General features: G+C 64.6%; 19 protein-coding genes and 1 pseudogene. 4 read left to right on the top strand and 16 right to left on the bottom strand.

Going from position 1 to position 16,304, the window contains the following annotated elements; all coding sequences use genetic code 11:
* Window positions 1-427: 427 nt before the first annotated feature.
* From KBZ07_RS06420 to KBZ07_RS06355, 14 genes are all read right to left on the bottom strand, one after another.
* Window positions 428-571, bottom strand: a complete 144-nt coding sequence (locus tag KBZ07_RS06420; RefSeq protein ID WP_254930831.1) for a hypothetical protein — start codon at window positions 569-571, stop codon at window positions 428-430.
* A gap of 221 nt (window positions 572-792) precedes the next feature.
* Complete coding sequence (locus KBZ07_RS06415; RefSeq protein ID WP_254930830.1) at window positions 793-1,017, bottom strand: hypothetical protein; 225 nt, start codon at window positions 1,015-1,017, stop codon at window positions 793-795.
* Window positions 1,018-1,132: 115 nt separating this feature from the next.
* Window positions 1,133-2,134 (bottom strand): GDP-L-fucose synthase, encoded by a 1,002-nt coding sequence (locus KBZ07_RS06410; protein ID WP_254930829.1) that lies wholly within the window; start codon window positions 2,132-2,134, stop codon window positions 1,133-1,135.
* Complete coding sequence (locus KBZ07_RS06405; RefSeq protein WP_254930828.1) at window positions 2,131-2,475, bottom strand: nucleotidyltransferase family protein; 345 nt, start codon at window positions 2,473-2,475, stop codon at window positions 2,131-2,133. The genes KBZ07_RS06410 and KBZ07_RS06405 overlap by 4 nt, the downstream gene beginning before the upstream one ends.
* Window positions 2,472-2,885, bottom strand: coding sequence for a nucleotidyltransferase substrate binding protein (locus tag KBZ07_RS06400; RefSeq protein WP_254930827.1), 414 nt, complete (start codon window positions 2,883-2,885; stop codon window positions 2,472-2,474). The genes KBZ07_RS06405 and KBZ07_RS06400 overlap by 4 nt, the downstream gene beginning before the upstream one ends.
* Window positions 2,885-4,033, bottom strand: coding sequence for a GDP-mannose 4,6-dehydratase (gmd, locus tag KBZ07_RS06395; RefSeq protein ID WP_254930826.1), 1,149 nt, complete (start codon window positions 4,031-4,033; stop codon window positions 2,885-2,887). The genes KBZ07_RS06400 and gmd overlap by 1 nt, the downstream gene beginning before the upstream one ends.
* Before the next feature lie 196 nt (window positions 4,034-4,229).
* The gene (locus KBZ07_RS06390) at window positions 4,230-4,457 is read right to left on the bottom strand and encodes a glycosyltransferase (protein ID WP_254930825.1); all 228 of its coding nucleotides are present in this window, start codon (window positions 4,455-4,457) and stop codon (window positions 4,230-4,232) included.
* Window positions 4,412-4,837 carry a glycosyltransferase gene (locus KBZ07_RS06385; protein WP_254930824.1) on the bottom strand — a complete coding sequence of 142 codons (426 nt, stop codon included), beginning with the start codon at window positions 4,835-4,837 and terminating at the stop codon, window positions 4,412-4,414. The genes KBZ07_RS06390 and KBZ07_RS06385 overlap by 46 nt, the downstream gene beginning before the upstream one ends.
* Window positions 4,834-5,016, bottom strand: a complete 183-nt coding sequence (locus KBZ07_RS06380) for a hypothetical protein (RefSeq protein ID WP_254930823.1) — start codon at window positions 5,014-5,016, stop codon at window positions 4,834-4,836. Before KBZ07_RS06380 ends, KBZ07_RS06385 begins: the two co-directional genes overlap by 4 nt.
* Complete coding sequence (gene galE / locus KBZ07_RS06375; RefSeq protein WP_254930822.1) at window positions 5,016-6,137, bottom strand: UDP-glucose 4-epimerase GalE; 1,122 nt, start codon at window positions 6,135-6,137, stop codon at window positions 5,016-5,018. The genes KBZ07_RS06380 and galE overlap by 1 nt, the downstream gene beginning before the upstream one ends.
* 207 nt (window positions 6,138-6,344) lie before the next feature.
* The gene (locus KBZ07_RS06370; protein ID WP_254930821.1) at window positions 6,345-6,647 is read right to left on the bottom strand and encodes a type II toxin-antitoxin system VapC family toxin; all 303 of its coding nucleotides are present in this window, start codon (window positions 6,645-6,647) and stop codon (window positions 6,345-6,347) included.
* Window positions 6,644-6,784, bottom strand: a complete 141-nt coding sequence (locus tag KBZ07_RS06365; protein WP_254930820.1) for a hypothetical protein — start codon at window positions 6,782-6,784, stop codon at window positions 6,644-6,646. Before KBZ07_RS06365 ends, KBZ07_RS06370 begins: the two co-directional genes overlap by 4 nt.
* Before the next feature lie 87 nt (window positions 6,785-6,871).
* A complete protein-coding gene (locus KBZ07_RS06360; RefSeq protein WP_254930819.1) occupies window positions 6,872-8,251 on the bottom strand; it encodes a nucleotide sugar dehydrogenase in 1,380 nt (459 codons plus the stop codon).
* A complete protein-coding gene (locus tag KBZ07_RS06355; protein WP_254930818.1) occupies window positions 8,248-9,192 on the bottom strand; it encodes a UDP-glucuronic acid decarboxylase family protein in 945 nt (314 codons plus the stop codon). The genes KBZ07_RS06360 and KBZ07_RS06355 overlap by 4 nt, the downstream gene beginning before the upstream one ends.
* On the opposite strand from KBZ07_RS06355, the gene KBZ07_RS06350 reads away from it, so the two are divergent.
* Window positions 9,161-10,060 carry a hypothetical protein gene (locus KBZ07_RS06350; RefSeq protein ID WP_254930817.1) on the top strand — a complete coding sequence of 300 codons (900 nt, stop codon included), beginning with the start codon at window positions 9,161-9,163 and terminating at the stop codon, window positions 10,058-10,060. The genes KBZ07_RS06355 and KBZ07_RS06350 overlap by 32 nt on opposite strands.
* A gap of 541 nt (window positions 10,061-10,601) precedes the next feature.
* A complete protein-coding gene (locus KBZ07_RS06345) occupies window positions 10,602-12,524 on the top strand; it encodes a hypothetical protein (protein WP_254930816.1) in 1,923 nt (640 codons plus the stop codon).
* A 57-nt stretch (window positions 12,525-12,581) separates the two neighbouring features.
* Here the strand turns inward: KBZ07_RS06345 and ychF are convergent, their stop codons facing one another.
* The gene (ychF, locus tag KBZ07_RS06340) at window positions 12,582-13,673 is read right to left on the bottom strand and encodes a redox-regulated ATPase YchF (RefSeq protein WP_254930815.1); all 1,092 of its coding nucleotides are present in this window, start codon (window positions 13,671-13,673) and stop codon (window positions 12,582-12,584) included.
* An 85-nt stretch (window positions 13,674-13,758) separates the two neighbouring features.
* Between ychF and KBZ07_RS06335 the strand changes: the two genes are divergently transcribed.
* Window positions 13,759-14,883: an efflux RND transporter periplasmic adaptor subunit gene (locus KBZ07_RS06335; RefSeq protein WP_396123948.1), complete on the top strand. Its 1,125-nt coding sequence runs from the start codon at window positions 13,759-13,761 to the stop codon at window positions 14,881-14,883.
* 17 nt (window positions 14,884-14,900) lie between these two features.
* Here the strand turns inward: KBZ07_RS06335 and wecB are convergent, their stop codons facing one another.
* Complete coding sequence (gene wecB, locus KBZ07_RS06330) at window positions 14,901-16,010, bottom strand: non-hydrolyzing UDP-N-acetylglucosamine 2-epimerase (RefSeq protein ID WP_254930814.1); 1,110 nt, start codon at window positions 16,008-16,010, stop codon at window positions 14,901-14,903.
* A 105-nt stretch (window positions 16,011-16,115) separates the two neighbouring features.
* Between wecB and KBZ07_RS06325 the strand changes: the two are divergent.
* Window positions 16,116-16,304: pseudogene (locus KBZ07_RS06325) on the top strand (type IV pili twitching motility protein PilT); the annotation flags it as partial.

Raw genomic sequence — 16,304 nt, 5'->3', positions numbered from 1 at the left:
GAGGCCAGCTGCGGATTTCGGATCGGAAGGGGTGAGCTGAAACCCTGTCCAAAATGTGAAACCCAGTCCGATGTGAAACCCAGTCCGAAATCTGTACAAGCTGTACAAATTCCTGCACAGTTGCAAATCAGAGGGGGGTGGGGGCTCAGGGGCTGCCGCAGCCAGGGCCAAATCCAGGAACATCTGATCGTGGGGGTCGCGCACGCGGTAGTTGCTACTGGGGATCGCAGCGGACCAGCTTTCGCACCAGGGGGGCAGATCCTCGAGCAAGCGCTCCCGATCCGCAGCCGGGCCGTGGGCTCAGCAAATACGGGCGTGAGCCGACCCTTTTGCCAGCTGGTCCGTAGCCAGCTCAGCCGCCCTTGGCTAAACAACAGCGCAGACACCAGCACATTCATGTCGAGCACGGCGCGCAGCGGGGCCGGCCTCACGGTTGCCGCGCCCAGTTCGCCGCATCAGTCACGTCGGCCTCGCTGATGCCCAGCTCAGCCAATCGCGTGCGCACCGCATCTGCCCCACCGGGATGCAGGGGGGTGAGCTGGTTCTTGCTGGTGCGCTTGGCAACAACCATGGCAGGAATGCTGGGCAAGCAGCCTTGAAAGGATTTCTTACTTATAGGTCTTTGAGGGAATCCAGGGCAGGGGCTTTCGGGCGGATTGGGTCGGGGGCGCCTTGAAACACCCGGTACTGATTGGGGCGCCTAGCGGCCTGGGGTGTTGAGCGACGCGATCCTGATTTCCGTACAAGCCGTACGACTTCTAGAAGTTGTACGGATTCCGAGGGGGCCGTGCTTCAGGCCGAGGCCGGTGGTTGCTCTTGAGCGGAGGCCTGCTTAGCCACCCAGGCTTCGTGGGGCAGGGGCTCGGTGCCGTATTCCCAGTCGTCGTAGTCGGGATCATTGCGGATCTTCTGGTGCAGCTCCTTCTGCACATCGAAATCATGCTGCGATTCGGGCTGCAATTCAGGCTGCGATTCAGGAGGGGAGGAGGGTGCGGGTTGCTGGGAAGGGTCAGTCATGACACCACGGGGGCTTTTATCCATTCTGGAGCAACCCGGAGGCGGCCCTATCGCGGCAACTGTCTAGCTGCATAAACGCATAGTTTGAGCACAACAAAATTGATGCATGGGGTCACTAAAGGCGAACGCTCTGCTGGGCCAGCTGCTGGCGGAACTCAGCCACGGTGCTGGCCAAGCCTTCAGAAAGAGGGATTCGCGCCCGCCAGCCCAGCGCCGCCAGGCGGCTGACATCCAGCTGTTTTTTGGGGGTGCCGTCGGGCTTGCTGGCGTCCCAACAGATCTCGCCCTGGAAACCGGTGGCGGCCGCAACGGCCTCTGCCAACTCGCGGATGCTCAGGTCGATGCCCGTGCCCACGTTGAGAAACTGGAGCTGATCAGACCCGGGCTGCCAGTGCTCGAGGGCAAACAGGCAGGCCTCGCCGAGATCATCCCCATGCAAAAACTCCCGCAGGGGCTTACCTGTGCCCCAGCAGGTCACGCTGGGGGAGTTGGCCTCGGCTGCCTCATGGAAGCGGCGGATCAGGGCCGGCAGCACATGGCTGTTGGTGGGGTGGTAGTTGTCGCCCGGGCCGTAGAGGTTGGTGGGCATCAGGCTGATGGCATCAAAGCCATGCTGGGCCCGCAGGGCCTCACAGAGCTTGATGCCGCTGATCTTGGCGATCGCGTACCACTCGTTAGTGGGCTCAAGCGCCCCGCTGAGCAGGGCTTCTTCCCGAATCGGCTGCTCAGCGAGTTTGGGGTAGATGCAGCTGCTGCCAAGAAACAACAGCCGCCGCACGCCGCTGCGCCAGGCGCTTTCGATCACGTGGGTCTGGATTTTGAGATTCTCCAGCAAGAAATCGGCCGGATAGGCGCTGTTGGCCGCAATCCCGCCCACCTTTGCTGCCGCCAGCACCACGATCGTGGGCTTGTTGATGGCAAACCAGGCCGCAACCGCTGAGGGATCGAGCAGATCAAGCTGCTCGCGAGTGGCGCTGAGGAGGGCACCCCCCTGGGCCGGATCGCCATAGCCAGAGCGCAGCAAGGCGCGGCAGATCGCACTGCCGGCCATGCCGCGGTGGCCGGCCACGTAGATGCGGTCGGCGGCGGTGATCAGGGTCGATTGAGAGGCTGTCATTGGCGCTTCCAGATGAGGCGCCCCACCCGTTGCACATGGGCCCGCACCTCGGCATCCAGCTGATGCTGCAGCAGCAGATCCACCCGCCAGGGAAGGCACAGCTCATCCACGGCGTGCATCAAACGCAGGAGATCGCTGTGGCCCAACTGGGGCGCCTCAAGACAGAGATCAATGTCAGATCCTGGCTGATGGCGTCCCATGGCCCTCGAGCCGAACAGCCAGATAGCCTCGAGCTGGGCTTGGTCTATGAGCAGATTCAGCAGTTGGCTCGCTGAGCTCTCTGGGATTCCAAGGAGAGCCGCTGGGCTAGTTGCTGGTGTAGGGGTGCAATGGTTAGTCATTGCTGCTCTTCTAGAACTCGCAATTTCAATCTCTGGCTTAGTTGCTGGAAGCAGGGCAGGTAGCTATTGAGGATCTGAGCTGCGATCGCATCAGCCGTAGCGCGGTTGTAGCTGTGGCTGGTGAGATTGCGATCTTGAATCATCAGCATCCAGCTTTCCCCCGCATCAATCAGGCCAAGGCGAAAGGCTTCCCGCAGGGTGTCACGCGAACCCAGCAGCGTCGTATTGCCCTGGCTGCGCAAGAGATCCCGCAAGGTATTCCAGGCCAGTTCAAATGTGTATTCAAAAGCTTTGATCAGCCCCTGCTGTTCGCGTTCGTTCAGCGCGGGTGGTTCTACGAAGGTTTCCAACTGAGCCAGCGCCCTGTTGTAGTTGCTGAAACGCTGCTGCCAGCGGATGTCTTCTGCCATCAACTCACGCCGGCAGACTTGGTGGGTGGATTCTCCATCGAGCCCACCACCGCAAAGCCCTTGCGGCGCAGCAGGGCTTCTTTGGCCGCCTCTTGCTTATCGGCTGCCACCATCTCGGCCACCAGCTCTTCCAAGGTGGTGGTGGGGGTCCAGCCCAGCTTCTGTTGGGCTTTGGTGGGATCGCCGAGCAGGGTTTCCACTTCGGCGGGGCGGAAATAACGGGGATCGATGCGCACCACCACGGCGCCGGTGTCAGCGCGGCGGCCGATTTCCTCCACGCCTTCTCCCTGCCACTCGATGGCGGGCCCACCACCACCATCCCAGCCCAGCTCGCTGGCTGCCAGCTCAATGAAGCGCCGCACCGATTCCTGGCGGCCGGTGGCGATCACGAAATCTTCTGGGGTGCCGGGTTGCTGCAGCATGCGCCATTGCATCTCCACGTAGTCGCGGGCGTGGCCCCAATCGCGCAGGGAATCGAGATTGCCCATGAACAGGCAGCCATCGAGGCCTTCGTTGATGCGGGCCAGGCCGCGGGTGATCTTGCGCGTCACAAACGTTTCGCCGCGCCGCGGTGATTCGTGGTTGAACAGGATGCCGTTGCAGGCATACATCCCGTAGGCCTCGCGGTAGTTCACCGTGATCCAGTAAGCGTAGAGCTTGGCCACCCCATAGGGGCTGCGGGGATAGAAGGGCGTAGTTTCCTTCTGGGGGATCTCCTGCACCAGGCCGTAGAGCTCGGAGGTGCTGGCCTGGTAGATGCGGGATTTGTGCGTGAGCCCGAGCATGCGCACGGCTTCCAGGATCCGCAGGGTGCCGAGGGCATCGCTATTGGCGGTGTATTCGGGCGCCTCAAAGCTCACGGCTACATGGCTCTGGGCGCCGAGGTTGTAGATCTCATCGGGCTGCACCTGCTGGATGATGCGGATCAGGTTGGTGCTGTCGGTGAGATCGCCGTAGTGCAACACGAGCCTGGGATCGCTCTCGTGGGGGTCTTGGTAGAGGTGATCAATGCGACTGGTGTTGAAGCTGCTAGCGCGCCGCTTGATGCCGTGCACCGTGTAGCCCTTCTCGAGCAGCAGCTCGGCCAGATAGCTGCCGTCTTGGCCGGTGATGCCGGTGATCAGGGCGGTTTTGGCGGGCACGGTCATGGGGGTGAAAGAGGGAATGGGGGCTGAAATGACCGGTAATGACCAGTAGAAGCTCTAGCGCGACTTCAAGCCTGACCCCTTAGTACGGGCAACTTAGCGATGGGCAGATTGAGAAGCCGCAGGAAATCACCATCACGATGCGCCTTTGCCCGGCGAGATCGCTGCCCACCGATGCCGTACGCGGTTCATCTGGTGGCTAAGGCGCCAAGGTGTTGAGCTGCTTGTCTGCGGGCAGGTGGCGCTGGAGCAGGGACCAGTAGCGCTCGGTGACGATCTGGGGCGAGGCAGAGCTGAGCAGCAGCTCGCGAGCGGCGGCACCACAGGCAGCGGCTAGCTCGGGTTGGACCCGGAGCTGGCGGATCCAGTCGGCTAGCTGGGCTAAATCACCATTGGCAAACCAGCGGCCGCAGCCGTGGTTTTGCACCAAGCGCTGCAGATCCGAGCCGGGGGAGTGATCGCCGCGATCGGGGTGCCGGCGGCTAGGTGGCCGTAGAGCTTGCTGGGTGCCACCAGACCTTCGGCATCAATGCCCAGGCTCACAACGGCCAGATCGGCACTGGTGAGCGAATAGGGCAACACATCAAGGTCTTGATAGGGCAGGAAGCGACAGTTGCTGAGACCCCAGTCGTAGACAAGCTGGCGCACCCGCTGGTGCTGGGGCCCTTTACCGATAAACAGAAACTGGAAGCTGGGCTCGTCCTTAAGCAGCAGGGCCGCACCGAGCAGGGTGACCAGGTCGTGGCAACGGCCCTGGTTGCCGGAATAGAGCACGTTGAACGAGTGCTCTAAGCCGTGGCGACTCACAAACCAATTGCTGCCAGGCTGCTGGCCAGGTTCACGGCCAGCTGCCGCCACTGCTGCCGAGCAGTTTGGCGGATCAACTGGGCCGCAGGCTCCTGGCTGAGCAGGGGCGTGAGCACTGCCCCCAGATACTGCTTGGCGAGGTTCCGAAGCCAGGGCTGCTGGCTCAATTTAAGTGACATCAGTTGACGTTCAACGAAGGCGGCTGATCAGAGAGGGAGTCAATGCAGGGTTGGGATTTGTAGCCCTGGGGGTTTTGGCACTGCCAGTGCCAACTGTCGCGGCACATCTGCTCAAGCGACCGCCGGCAGCGCCAGTTCAAGGTGCGCGCCGCGGCGCTGGGATCGGCCACGCTGCGGGCGGCATCACCCTCACGCCGCGCCACCACGCGGATCGCGATGGTCCTGCCTGATGCCTGTTCATAAGCAGAGACGGCCTGCCGCACGGTATGACCATGGCCGCTGCCCAGGTTGAGCGTGAGCAGGTCGGCTTCGCTGCCATGCAGATAGTCGAGCGCCGCCAGGTGGCCATCGGCCAGATCCATCACATGAATGAAATCCCGCTCACCGCTCCCATCCGCCGTGGGCCAGTCATCGCCAAACAAATCCAGAGTCGCGCGGCGGCCGAGGGCCACCTGGCTTAGCAGCGGAAACAGGTTGCTCGGCACCCCCAGCGGATCCTCACCGATCCGTCCGCTGGGATGGGCCCCCACCGGATTGAAGTAGCGCAGCCGCGCCAGTCGCCAGCCCGCTCCATCACTGAGCCTCGCACTGGCCTCCAGGTCGGCCAGCAGCTGTTCCACCGCCACCTTGGTGCGCCCGTAGGGATTGATCGGCTGGATAGCTGCCGTTTCCGCAATGGGGATATGCTCCGGCATGCCGTACACAGTGGCGCTGCTGCTGAACACCAGGCTGCGGAAGCCATGGGCCGCCATCGCCTTGAGCAGCTGAACCGTGCCGCCCACATTCACATCCCAATAGCGAAGCGGCTCCGCCACCGATTCCGCAACCGCCTTCAGCCCAGCGAAATGCACCACCGCTTCAATCGAGCCCTGCGCGCCAAGGGCGTTGAAGGCGCGCTCCAGATCGTCCGCCTGGCGGATGTCGCCCTCCACCACCGTGAGCCGCTCGGCGGCATCCCCGCCCACCAGCTCCACCACCCGCCGCAGGCTCTCTCGGCAGCTGTTGCTGAAGTTGTCGAGCACCACCAAATGCCGGCCGGCCTCCAGCAGCACCAGGCAGGTGTGGCTGCCGATGAAGCCCGCACCACCGGTGACCAGGATGCGTTGGGGAACCGGGGGCATGGGGGGTCGGGGGGAGGCCCACTAGGTGGTTGGGCTGCTGAAAGCCAGAAGCCGCGGCGCATCAGAGCTATCGAGGTTCAGTACAGACTCCTGCACACTTGCAAATGACAGGGGGGAACTAGGCGTTGCGAATGAGGCGTTCAGTTCAGCGGCTTACGAGTTCCTTGGTTGGAGACACAAGATGGGGGTGACGCTTCGACAGTGGGATCAGATCAGGAGCTGCTCGTGATCGACTTGGTAATGGGCAGCGGCCTTGCACAGGCCGCGGTCAAAGCTGGCCAGTTGCAGGTTTAGCCGTTGGCAGAGAGCCAGATGCAGGGCATCCCCTGTCCGCAGAGGCGGCGCTTGGGTCAGACAGAGCCGGGCGGCGGCCTCAAAATCCTCGGCTGCCAGCGGCAGGGTGTTTAGGCGTTGCTCACGCAACACCCCAAACCTGTCCCAGGCTTCCTGGGCTGCTTCGTGGACCAGAGCCGCCACCAACAGGGAGGTGTCGAGGTAAAGGCGCCTCAATAGCGAGCCCCCTCCCGCATGCTGGCGATATCAATTCCTTTGTGCAGGGGTTGGGCCCTGGTGGCAGCCCAAAAAGATTCCAGATCAAAGCCCGCCGAAAGCTGGGCTTTGGCCTGCGCCACGTTGAGACTGCGCATCTTGTGGAGGGTTGGTTAGATGACCCACGTAGCGGTGGCTGTCTCGGCTGGTTTGGGTTCAGGTGGGGTTGGCGGCCAGCCGCTCGATCAGCCCTCGCCCACGGTCCACACCTGCAGCCCCGCCGCTCGCGCCGCCGCCGCATCGGCCTTGGCCCGCGCATCGAACAGCCAAGCCGGCCGCCGCATCAGCTCCCCCACCGCCGCCCAGTCGATCTGGGCAAACTCCTGCCATTCGGTGAGCAGCAGCAGGGCATCGGCGCCACGGGCCGCCTGCTGCACCTCTGGCACTTGGTGCCAGCACCCGGCGCCATCGCAATCACCGGAGGGCTGACCCAGGTCCTGCTCCAGCTGGCGCTCGCTCACTTTGGGATCCACGATCTGCAGCACCGCCCCCTCCTCGAGCAGATCCCGGCAGATGCGGATCGCCGGCGATTCGCGGGTGTCGTTGGTGTCGGCCTTAAAGGCAAAGCCCAGCACCCCAATGCGCTTGCCGCTCACGGAGCCAAACAACCTGTTCACCACCAAGCGGGCGATGCGCTGCTGCTGCCAGGTGTTGAGCGTCACCACCTGCTGCCAGTAGGCCGCCACCTCGTGCAGGCCGTAGTGGCCGCAGAGGTACACCAAATTCAGGATGTCTTTCTGGAAGCAGCTGCCGCCAAAACCGGGGCCTGCCTTGAGAAACTTGGCACCAATCCGGCTGTCGGCCCCGATCGCCTTGGCCACCTCGCCCACGTCGGCACCCGTGGCCTCACAGATGGCCGCGATTGCATTGATCGAGCTGATCCGCTGGGCCAAAAAGGCGTTGGCGGTGAGTTTGGAGAGCTCTGAGCTCCAGAGATTGGTGCGCAGGATGCGTTCGGCCGGCACCCACTGGCTGTAGATCGCCGCCAGCGCCTCGATCGCCGTTGGATCTTCACCGCCGATCAGCACCCGATCCGGCGCCTGCAGATCGGCTATGGCCGTGCCCTCCGCCAGAAACTCCGGATTGGAGAGCACTGAAAACGTTTTGCCCTCGGCCGCTGGCACGGCACTAAGGATCGTTTGCACCGTTTCAGCGGTGCGCACCGGCAGGGTGCTCTTTTCCACCACGATCGTGTGGCCCTGGGCGCAGGCTGCCACCTGGCGGGCTGAGGCCTCGATCCAGCGCAGGTCGCTGGCCTGGCCCGCACCCACACCCTTGGTTTTGGTGGGCGTGTTCACCGAGAGGAACACCATGTCGGCCCCGGCGATCGCCGCTTCCACCGCCGTGCTGAAGTGGAGGTTGCGGCCCCGCGCCCGGCCCACCAGCGCATCAAGCCCCGGCTCATAGACGGGCAACTGGCTGAGGTCGAGATCGTTCCAGGCGGCGATGCGCTCGGCGTTAAGGTCCACCACCGTGACCTGAATGCCGGGGCAGCGATCGGCGATCACCGCCATCGTGGGACCGCCCACGTAGCCAGCGCCGATGCAGCAGATGGAGCGGATCATGCGCCGAGCGCCTCGCGGAAGTAAGCGATCGTGGGCTCCAGCCCCTGCTCCAGCGCCACCGTCGGCTGCCAGCCCAGCTCCTGTTGCGCCAGCTCGATCACAGGTTGACGTTGCAGGGGATCATCCGCCGGCAGCGGTTCACAGGTGAGCGGCAGCTCGGGGTTGATGCGCGCGCGCACCAGCTCGGCCAGCTGGCGGATCGTGAATTCACCGGGGTTGCCGATATTGATCGGGCCGGTGTGGCTGCCGTTCATCAGCCGGATCAGGCCCTCCACCAGATCATCCACATAACAAAAGCTGCGGGTCTGGCTGCCATCGCCATAAAGGGTGAGCGGTTCACCGCGCAGGGCCTGCACGATGAAGTTGCTCACCACCCGGCCGTCATCGGGCAGCATCCTTGGCCCATAGGTATTGAAGATCCGCGCCACGCGAATCTCGGTGCCATGCATGCGCCGGTAGTCAAAGCACAGCGTTTCGGCGATCCGCTTGCCCTCGTCGTAGCAGCTGCGAATGCCAATCGTGTTTACGCAGCCCCGGTAGCTCTCGGGCTGGGGGTGCACCTCCGGATCGCCATACACCTCACTGGTGCTGGCCAGCAGCAGCCGCGCCCCCACCCGCCTCGCCAGGCCCAGCATGTTGTAGGTGCCCAGGAAGCTGGTTTTGGCGGTCTTGATCGGGTTGTGCTGGTAGTGCACCGGCGAAGCCGGGCAGGCCAGGTGCCAGATCCGGTCCACCTCGAGCTTGATCGGTTCGGTGACGTCGTGGCGGATCAGCTCAAAGCGCGGATGGCCGATCCATTGGGCGATGTTGGCTTTGCGGCCAGTGAAGTAGTTGTCGAGGCAGATCACCTCCTCGCCGGCCGCCATCAGCCGGTCCACCAGGTGCGAGCCCACAAAACCGGCACCGCCGGTGATCAGGTTGCGGGGGAGGGAGGCGGGCATGGGGGGTGGCGGTGTTGAAAAGGAGTTGCTGCTTAATCGTCGCTTTCTCAAGCAGCCCAATCTCATCAAAGACTACGAAGAGTGCCAGCAGCAGCTGAAGGTGGCTCAAGACAACCTCGCTAGCTTCCTAAGCACCCGGGCCACCTTCCAGCTGGAACAAGCTCAGAACACCCTGCCCTGGAAGCTGATCGCCCCGCCCCAGGTGAATGGCTATCCCGAGGAGCCAAGCCTGAGGAAGGGTCTGCTCAATGGCCTGATGCTGGGCGTTGTGGCTGGGGTGGGTGCTGGGCTTCTGCGCGACAGGCTCGACCACGGCTTCCGCAATCCCCGCGAAGTGAAGGAAGAGCTGGGCGAGGCCCTGCTGGGCCACATTCCCCACGTGGCGTTCTTCCAAGGGGTGCGGGAAGACAAGCGCTTCCTGCTGCAGGAGCTCGATCGCAGCAGCTCCAAGCAGCCTTCTGCCGAGAGTTCCTCCGAGAGTTCCGCAGAAAGCCCTGCCAGCGGTGCCATTGGCGGCAGCCCCGAGAAGCCCGCCCTATCGGGCTACCAGCGTTTCTTCTACCAAGAAGCCTTCCGCAACCTCTTCACCAGCATCCGCTTCCTAAGCAGCGACAAGCCCCTGCGCTCCCTGGCCCTCACCAGCACCCTGCCGGCAGAAGGCAAAACCCTGGTGAATGCCCTGCTGGCCAAAACCCTCTCGGAATGGGTCAGCGGGTGCTGCTGGTGGATGCCGACATGCGCAAACCACAGCTGCACCACCGCCTCGGCCTCAACAACCTCACCGGCCTCAGCAACCTGCTCACCGAAGCCAATCTGGATTGGCGTGATGTGCTGCAGCCTGTGCAGGGCTACGACAACTGGAGCGTGATCACGGCCGGTACCCGCCCACCCGACACCACCCGCCTGCTCAGCTCCAAGCGCATGCAGCAGCTGGTGACCGAGTTGGCCGAATCCGACCAATTCGACATCGTGCTCTACGACACGCCACCCGTGCTCGGCCTCGCCGACGCGCCCCTGGTGGCCCAGCATGTGGATGGCTTAATCCTCCTGGTGAGTCTCGATCAGGTCGACCGCAATCTGCCCAAAGAAGCGATCAGCCGCGTGCGCAGCTCCGGCGCCCAACTGCTGGGGGTGGTCACCAATGCCCTCACCGAAGAGAGCGAACACAGGGCCTCCTACGGCTACGGCAATCGCTACAAATACGGTTACGGCTCCAAAAAAGGCTATGGCTATGGCTATGGCTATGGCTATGGCGTCTATGACCAGCGCAGCTCCTATTCGTATTACGCCGGTGGCGATGCGGACAGCGATGCTGAATCCACCGCCGAAACAAGCCCGAAAAGCTTCCTCGGGGCCTGCCGGGTGCAAGCCAGCAAGCTGCGGCGCCGCTGGTTCAACTGGATTGACACATGACCCCCAGGGTGGGTCTCTACCGCAGCTGCCTTACGGCCCTTGTGGCCTGTCAGGCACCGGCTGCCCTGGCCCTGCAATGGGGCCCGGTCGAGCCCCCGCCCGAGCCCCCTGCTCTGCCGCCGCAGTGGCGCGATAGCCCCACCGCCCCCGCAGCCAGCCCCGGCTGGAAAATGCTCAACCCCGCCGATCCCCAATCCCCCGGCCTGCGGCCCTGGCAGCTGGTGCCCGCCCACGAGGTAATCGCGCCTCCCACCTCTAAAGAAGCCGCCCCGCCCCTGCTCAGCCTGGCCCAGGTGCAGGATCTGCTCGCCACCCAGCTGCCCAGCCGCGTCGACTACCTCCCCCTGCTGCGCCTCGGCCAGCTGCCCACCGCCAGCCTGATTCCCGAGGCCTTTGGCCAACTCAGCTTCCAGCAGGTGAGCCCGGGCGATGGCGGCGCCGCCAACGGCACCGGCAACCAAAACTACGGCGCACGCTTCGATTACGGGCTCACCCCGGCGCTGATGGCCTCGGCCTACTACACCTACGCCGATGACCCCCTCTACGCGTCTATCCCCAGCCGGCCCGCCCAGCCCGCCAACCTCTGGACGGTGTACGGCGGCAGCCTGCGCGCCCGCCTAGCCGGCCAGGGCGAGGGCGCCGGCAGCTGGCAGCTCGCCGCCGAAGGCGCCCTGGAGCTGTTCAGCGTGGGCAGTGGCTGCGGCGGCACGGTGAGCTGCGATGACGCCGGCACACCCAACATCTTCAACGCCTCCGGCCAGGACGTGTTCACCCGCAATTGGGTGGGGGCCCTCTCCCTGCCCCTGGCCTGGCAAGCCAACCGCAACCTGCAGCTCTCGCTTGTGCCGGCGGTGAGCTTCTTACCCGGCAGCCAGGGGGAAGACCAGGGCGGCGCCGGTGACTTCTACGGCACCAACATCAGCCTGGGCTTCGGTGCCAACTACCGGCTCGGCAACCAGGTGGAGCTGTTTGGCTCAGCCATGCTGCCCCTAGGCCCCGGAAACAACGGCTTCGATGCCGATCTGGTGTATTCGCGGGTGCCGATCCTCTCGGCCGGCGTCTCGATCGCCGTCAATCCCCGCATCGGCCTGGAGGGAAGCATCACCAACGGCTTTGGCCTCAGCCCTGCCACCGCCATCCTCGCCCTGCCGAGCGCTCCCAATGAGCCGATGCTCAGCGCCCGCTTCACCTACAACCCCGGCGCGGCCGATTCCCCCAGCCCCCGCTACACCGCCCGCCAGGCTTCCCTCGCCCTAGGTGGCCTCAGCGTCAACACCGCCCTCACCCCCGCCAGCGGCACCAGCCAGCTCTGGCTCAATGGCGACAGCCTGGGCAACCTCTTCGCCGGCGGTGGTTATTCGGTATCTAACGACTTCCAATTTCAGCTGGCGGCCGGGGTGTTCAACGGCATCGAACCGCGCAACAGCTACGTGAACACCTACGCCGGCAATGGCGACCTCAACCTGCGCTTCGGCGGCAAGGCGATGGTGTATCGCCCCAGCAAGGAGCTGCCGATCTGGGCCGCGGGCCGCATCTCCCTGGGCCGCAACGAAGACGAGAGCAGCAAGCAGGGCTACCTCTTCTTTGAAAGCATGAACACCTGGGAGGCCAGCCCCAAACTGGCCTTCCACCTCAACCCCAAGGTGGCCTGGAGCGGTGGCGGCACCAGCTGGGGGGTGGGCCTAGCCGCCAACCTGCAGCTGGGGGAGCGCTTCCAGTTGATCCCTGAGCTGAATGTGATCGCAACAGACCTCGGTGGCGACAACGGCAGCAACGGCAGCCTGGCCCTGCGCTGGCTGGCCTCACCCTCCACAATCCTTGATCTCTACGTGTCGAACGCAGCTGGCTTGGTGGATCTGGGCCAGCTACTCGGCAACGATCAGGTGCGAGTGGGCGCCCGGCTCGGCTTCAGCTTCTAGCTATCAAGCGCACCCGGATGCCCACTCGCACCTGATCTCGCGGCTGAAGCAGAGCCCTCACACGTTGAACAGAAACTCCATCACGTCACCTTCTGCAACGATGTATTCCTTGCCTTCAGCCCGCAGCCAGCCCTTGGTGCGAGCTTCCACCAGCGAGCCCGCCTCCAGCAGCTGCTTGTAGCCGATGGTTTGGGCGCGGATGAAGCCGCGCTCGAAGTCGGTGTGAATCACGCCAGCGGCCTGGGGGGCGGTCATGCCGGCCTGGATAGTCCAGGCGCGGGTTTCCTTCTCGCCGGTTGTGAAATAAGTGCGCAGCCCCAGCAGGTCGTAGGTGGCGCGGATCAGGCTCTGCAGGCCGCCCTCCCCTACCCCGAGACCCGCCAGGAATTCGGTGCGATCCTCCTCTGGCAGCTCAATCAATTCGGCCTCCACCTGGGCCGAGATGCGCACCGTGCCCGCCCCTTCCTTCAGGGCCAGCGCTGCCACCTCCTCGCAGTAGGCGTTGCCGCTGGCCAGATCGTCTTCGCTGACGTTGGTGGCATAGATGATCGGCTTGGCGGTGAGCAGCCCCAGGGGCTTGAGCAGCGGGGCCTCCTCATCGCTGATGGCCACATTGCGGGCGGCACCGCCGGCCTCCAGCTCCACCTGGATGCGCTCAAGGGCAGCATCTTCCAGCTGGGCCTCCTTGCTGGTGCGCACCTGCTTCTTGAGCCGCTCGCGTCGCTTCTCCACCTGGGAGAGATCGGCCAGGCCCAGCTCAAGGTTGATCACCTCGGCATCGCGGGCCGGCCCCACCGAGCCACTCACATGGATCACGTCGTCGTTTTCGAAGCAGCGCACCACGTGCACGATTGCGTCCACCTCGCGGATGTTGGCCAGAAACTTGTTGCCAAGACCCTCTCCCTGGCTGGCCCCCTTCACCAGCCCGGCGATATCGACAAACTCCACCCGGGTGGCAATGATCTCCTTGCTGGAGCTGAGGGCAGCCAGCTGATCGAGCCTGGGGTCTGGCACGGAGACCACACCCGAATTCGGCTCAATCGTGCAGAAGGGGTAGTTGGCGGCTTCGGCCTGGGCGTTGGCGACCAGGGCATTGAACAGGGTCGATTTGCCGACGTTGGGCAGACCGACGATTCCGGCTTTAAGCATGGCTGAAATCTACGGGCCCCAGGTCGAGGCGCCAGCAGCGAAAATAGAAGTCTCTGCCCCCAGCCCAATTTCCACCCCCACTGCAGTGCCGGTGATTTCCAGCTCGCCGCGCCGGCCCTGGCAGCGGCGGCGCCTTTGGGCCGCAGCCGCCGCAGGGCTTGTGCTCGTAGCTGGCATAGGCCTCGTGCAGCGGCAGCGCGGCACCAGCCGGGCCAATCTCGAGCCGTACACAGTTGTTGCAGCTGCGGGCGACCTGCCAGGGGTTGTGAGTGCCAGCGGCGAACTCGAGGCCGAAAAGCGCGTGAACGTCAGCCCCAAACGGCAGGGGGTGATCGAGGAGCTCTACGTGGAGGAGGGCGACCCAGTGGGCCGCGGCCAGGCCCTAGCTCGCATGGATCAAGGCGACCTCGACGAGCGGCTCGCCGAGCTGCGGGCCCAGTTGCGCTCAGCCCAGGCCCAGCTGGCCCGCAGCCGCAGCGAGCTGGAGCGCAACGAGAGCCTCTACGGTCAAAACGCCATCAGCCTCAGTGACTTCAATAGCGTGCGCAGCACCTTCCTGGTGGACCAGGCTGCCATGCAGGCCAGCCGCCAACGGCTGCAGGCGCGCCAGGTGGAGCACGCCGATCTGGTGGTGCGGGCGCCGTTCGATGGGGTGGTGACCCAGCGCTTCGCCGATCCTGGCGCCTTTGTGACACCCACCACCACCGCCTCGGCCACCGCCGGTGCCACCAGCTCCTCGATTGTGGAGCTAGCCCAGGGCCTGGAGGTGGTGGCCAAGGTGCCGGAAAGCGACATTGGCCGTGTGCAGCTAGGCCAGAGCGCCACGGTGCGGGTGGATGCCTTTCCCGATAAAAGCTTTGAAGCACGGGTCAAGCGTGTCACCCCCCGGGCCGTGAAGATCAACAACGTCACCTCCTTCGATGTGGTGCTGCGCTTGATTGGCGACCCCCCCCAGCTGCGCATCGGCATGACCGCCGACGTCGGCTTCCAGACAGGTCAGGTGCAGGCCGACACCCTGGTGCCCACCGTGGCGATCGTCACCGAGGCGGGGCGGCCGGGCGTTCTGCTGGTGGGCAAGAAAATCCAGCCCACCTTCCAGCCGGTGGAGCTCGGCATCAGCAGCGGCAAGGACACCCAAATCCTCTCCGGGCTCAAAAGCGGCACCCGGGTGTTCATCGACCTGCCGCCCTGGGCCAAAAAACGCCCCTGAGCCTCAGGTCCCAAGGCTCAGCCAGCCAGGAAAGTGCGGGCAGCATCCACAATCCGCCCCGAAGCCTGGCCGTCGCCAAAGGGATTGTGGGCCCGGGCCATGGCCTCATAGGCCTCGGGGTTGTCGAGCAGGCGGCTGGCCTCGGCCACGATGTCGGCGCTGTCGGTGCCAATCAGCTTGGCCGTGCCCGCCTCCACAGCCTCGGGGCGCTCCGTGGTGCGGCGCAGTACCAGCACCGGCTTACCCAGCGATGGCGCCTCCTCCTGCAGACCCCCCGAATCGCTCAACACCAAGGTGGCGCCGCGCATCGCCGCCACCAGCTGGTCGTAATCGAGGGGTTCCACCAGGAAGGCGCGGGGGTGGTCGCCGAGCAGGGCTTGCAGGGGCTCTCGCACGGTGGGATTGCGATGCAAGGGGAGCAGCAGGGCCGTATCGGGATAGCGCTCGAGCAGCTCACGGAAGCCGCGGCCTATGTCCTGTAGGCGCTCACCCCAGTTTTCACGCCGGTGCACCGTGGCCAGAATTACCCGCTGCTTCTCAAAATCGAGGCCAGGCAGGGTGTAGGGAGGCGCCTGCTCGGCCATCAACAGCAGGGCGTCGATCACCGTGTTGCCGGTGGTCAGCACCGTGCCCACCACCCCTGAGGCCCGGCAATTAGCAGCCGAGAGGGCCGTGGGGGCGAAGTGCAGCTGGGCCAGCTGGGAGATCAGGCGCCGGTTGGCCTCCTCCGGGAAGGGATCGAGCAGGTTGTCGGTGCGCAGCCCGGCCTCCACATGGCCCACCGGGATCTGCTCGTAGAAGGCCGCCAGGGCCGAGGCAAAGGCGGTGGTGGTGTCGCCCTGCACCAGCACTAGATCGGGACGATGCTCGCCAAATTCCTGCTTCAGCCCCTGCAGCGCGCCGCAGGTGATGTGGGTGAGGGTCTGCTTGGGGGCCATCAGAGCCAGGTCGTGGTCAGCCTTCAGGCCAAAAAGACCCATCACCTGGCTCACCATCTCGCGGTGCTGGCCGGTGAGCACAACCCGAGTGCGGAAATCGTCGGCCTGCTGAAAGGCCCGGATCACCGGAGCCAGCTTGATGGCCTCCGGACGGGTGCCCAGCACGATCGTGACAAGGGGCTTGGACACCGAAGCGTTGCAGACCAATTGATCCTACGAAGGTCGTCAGCAAAGGGGCTGGTGCTGACAGAAGCCGCAGCAGCAGCGAAGCTGGGCAAATACCGGTGACCGCAGATGACGACTTCACCCTTTCCTCCCTCTCCCCTTCCCCCGTCACCTTTCCCCCCAGCAGCGGCGCCCCCTGCCCCCACCCCAGACATTGGAACTGCCCCCAGCCGGGTAGATAACGGCAGCCAGCCCCACAGCCTCGAAGGCATCGTGCGCATCGCCCACGAAAGGGGCTACTCCGACGTGCACCTGGGA

It is taken from the genome of Cyanobium sp. BA20m-14, assembly GCF_024346295.1.
The sequence above is the reverse complement of the archived record's forward strand: the minus strand, read 5'-3'. Positions and strand labels throughout refer to the sequence as shown.

Coding starts and splice junctions, on each gene's coding strand:
- KBZ07_RS06420 (WP_254930831.1), bottom strand. CDS start 571: ATGGTTGTTGCCAAGCGCACCAGCAAGAACCAGCTCACCCCCCTGCAT.
- KBZ07_RS06415 (WP_254930830.1), bottom strand. CDS start 1,017: ATGACTGACCCTTCCCAGCAACCCGCACCCTCCTCCCCTCCTGAATCG.
- KBZ07_RS06410 (WP_254930829.1), bottom strand. CDS start 2,134: ATGACAGCCTCTCAATCGACCCTGATCACCGCCGCCGACCGCATCTAC.
- KBZ07_RS06405 (WP_254930828.1), bottom strand. CDS start 2,475: ATGACTAACCATTGCACCCCTACACCAGCAACTAGCCCAGCGGCTCTC.
- KBZ07_RS06400 (WP_254930827.1), bottom strand. CDS start 2,885: ATGGCAGAAGACATCCGCTGGCAGCAGCGTTTCAGCAACTACAACAGG.
- gmd (WP_254930826.1), bottom strand. CDS start 4,033: ATGACCGTGCCCGCCAAAACCGCCCTGATCACCGGCATCACCGGCCAA.
- KBZ07_RS06380 (WP_254930823.1), bottom strand. CDS start 5,016: ATGTCACTTAAATTGAGCCAGCAGCCCTGGCTTCGGAACCTCGCCAAG.
- galE (WP_254930822.1), bottom strand. CDS start 6,137: ATGCCCCCGGTTCCCCAACGCATCCTGGTCACCGGTGGTGCGGGCTTC.
- KBZ07_RS06365 (WP_254930820.1), bottom strand. CDS start 6,784: ATGCGCAGTCTCAACGTGGCGCAGGCCAAAGCCCAGCTTTCGGCGGGC.
- KBZ07_RS06360 (WP_254930819.1), bottom strand. CDS start 8,251: ATGATCCGCTCCATCTGCTGCATCGGCGCTGGCTACGTGGGCGGTCCC.
- KBZ07_RS06355 (WP_254930818.1), bottom strand. CDS start 9,192: ATGCCCGCCTCCCTCCCCCGCAACCTGATCACCGGCGGTGCCGGTTTT.
- KBZ07_RS06345 (WP_254930816.1), top strand. CDS start 10,602: ATGACCCCCAGGGTGGGTCTCTACCGCAGCTGCCTTACGGCCCTTGTG.
- ychF (WP_254930815.1), bottom strand. CDS start 13,673: ATGCTTAAAGCCGGAATCGTCGGTCTGCCCAACGTCGGCAAATCGACC.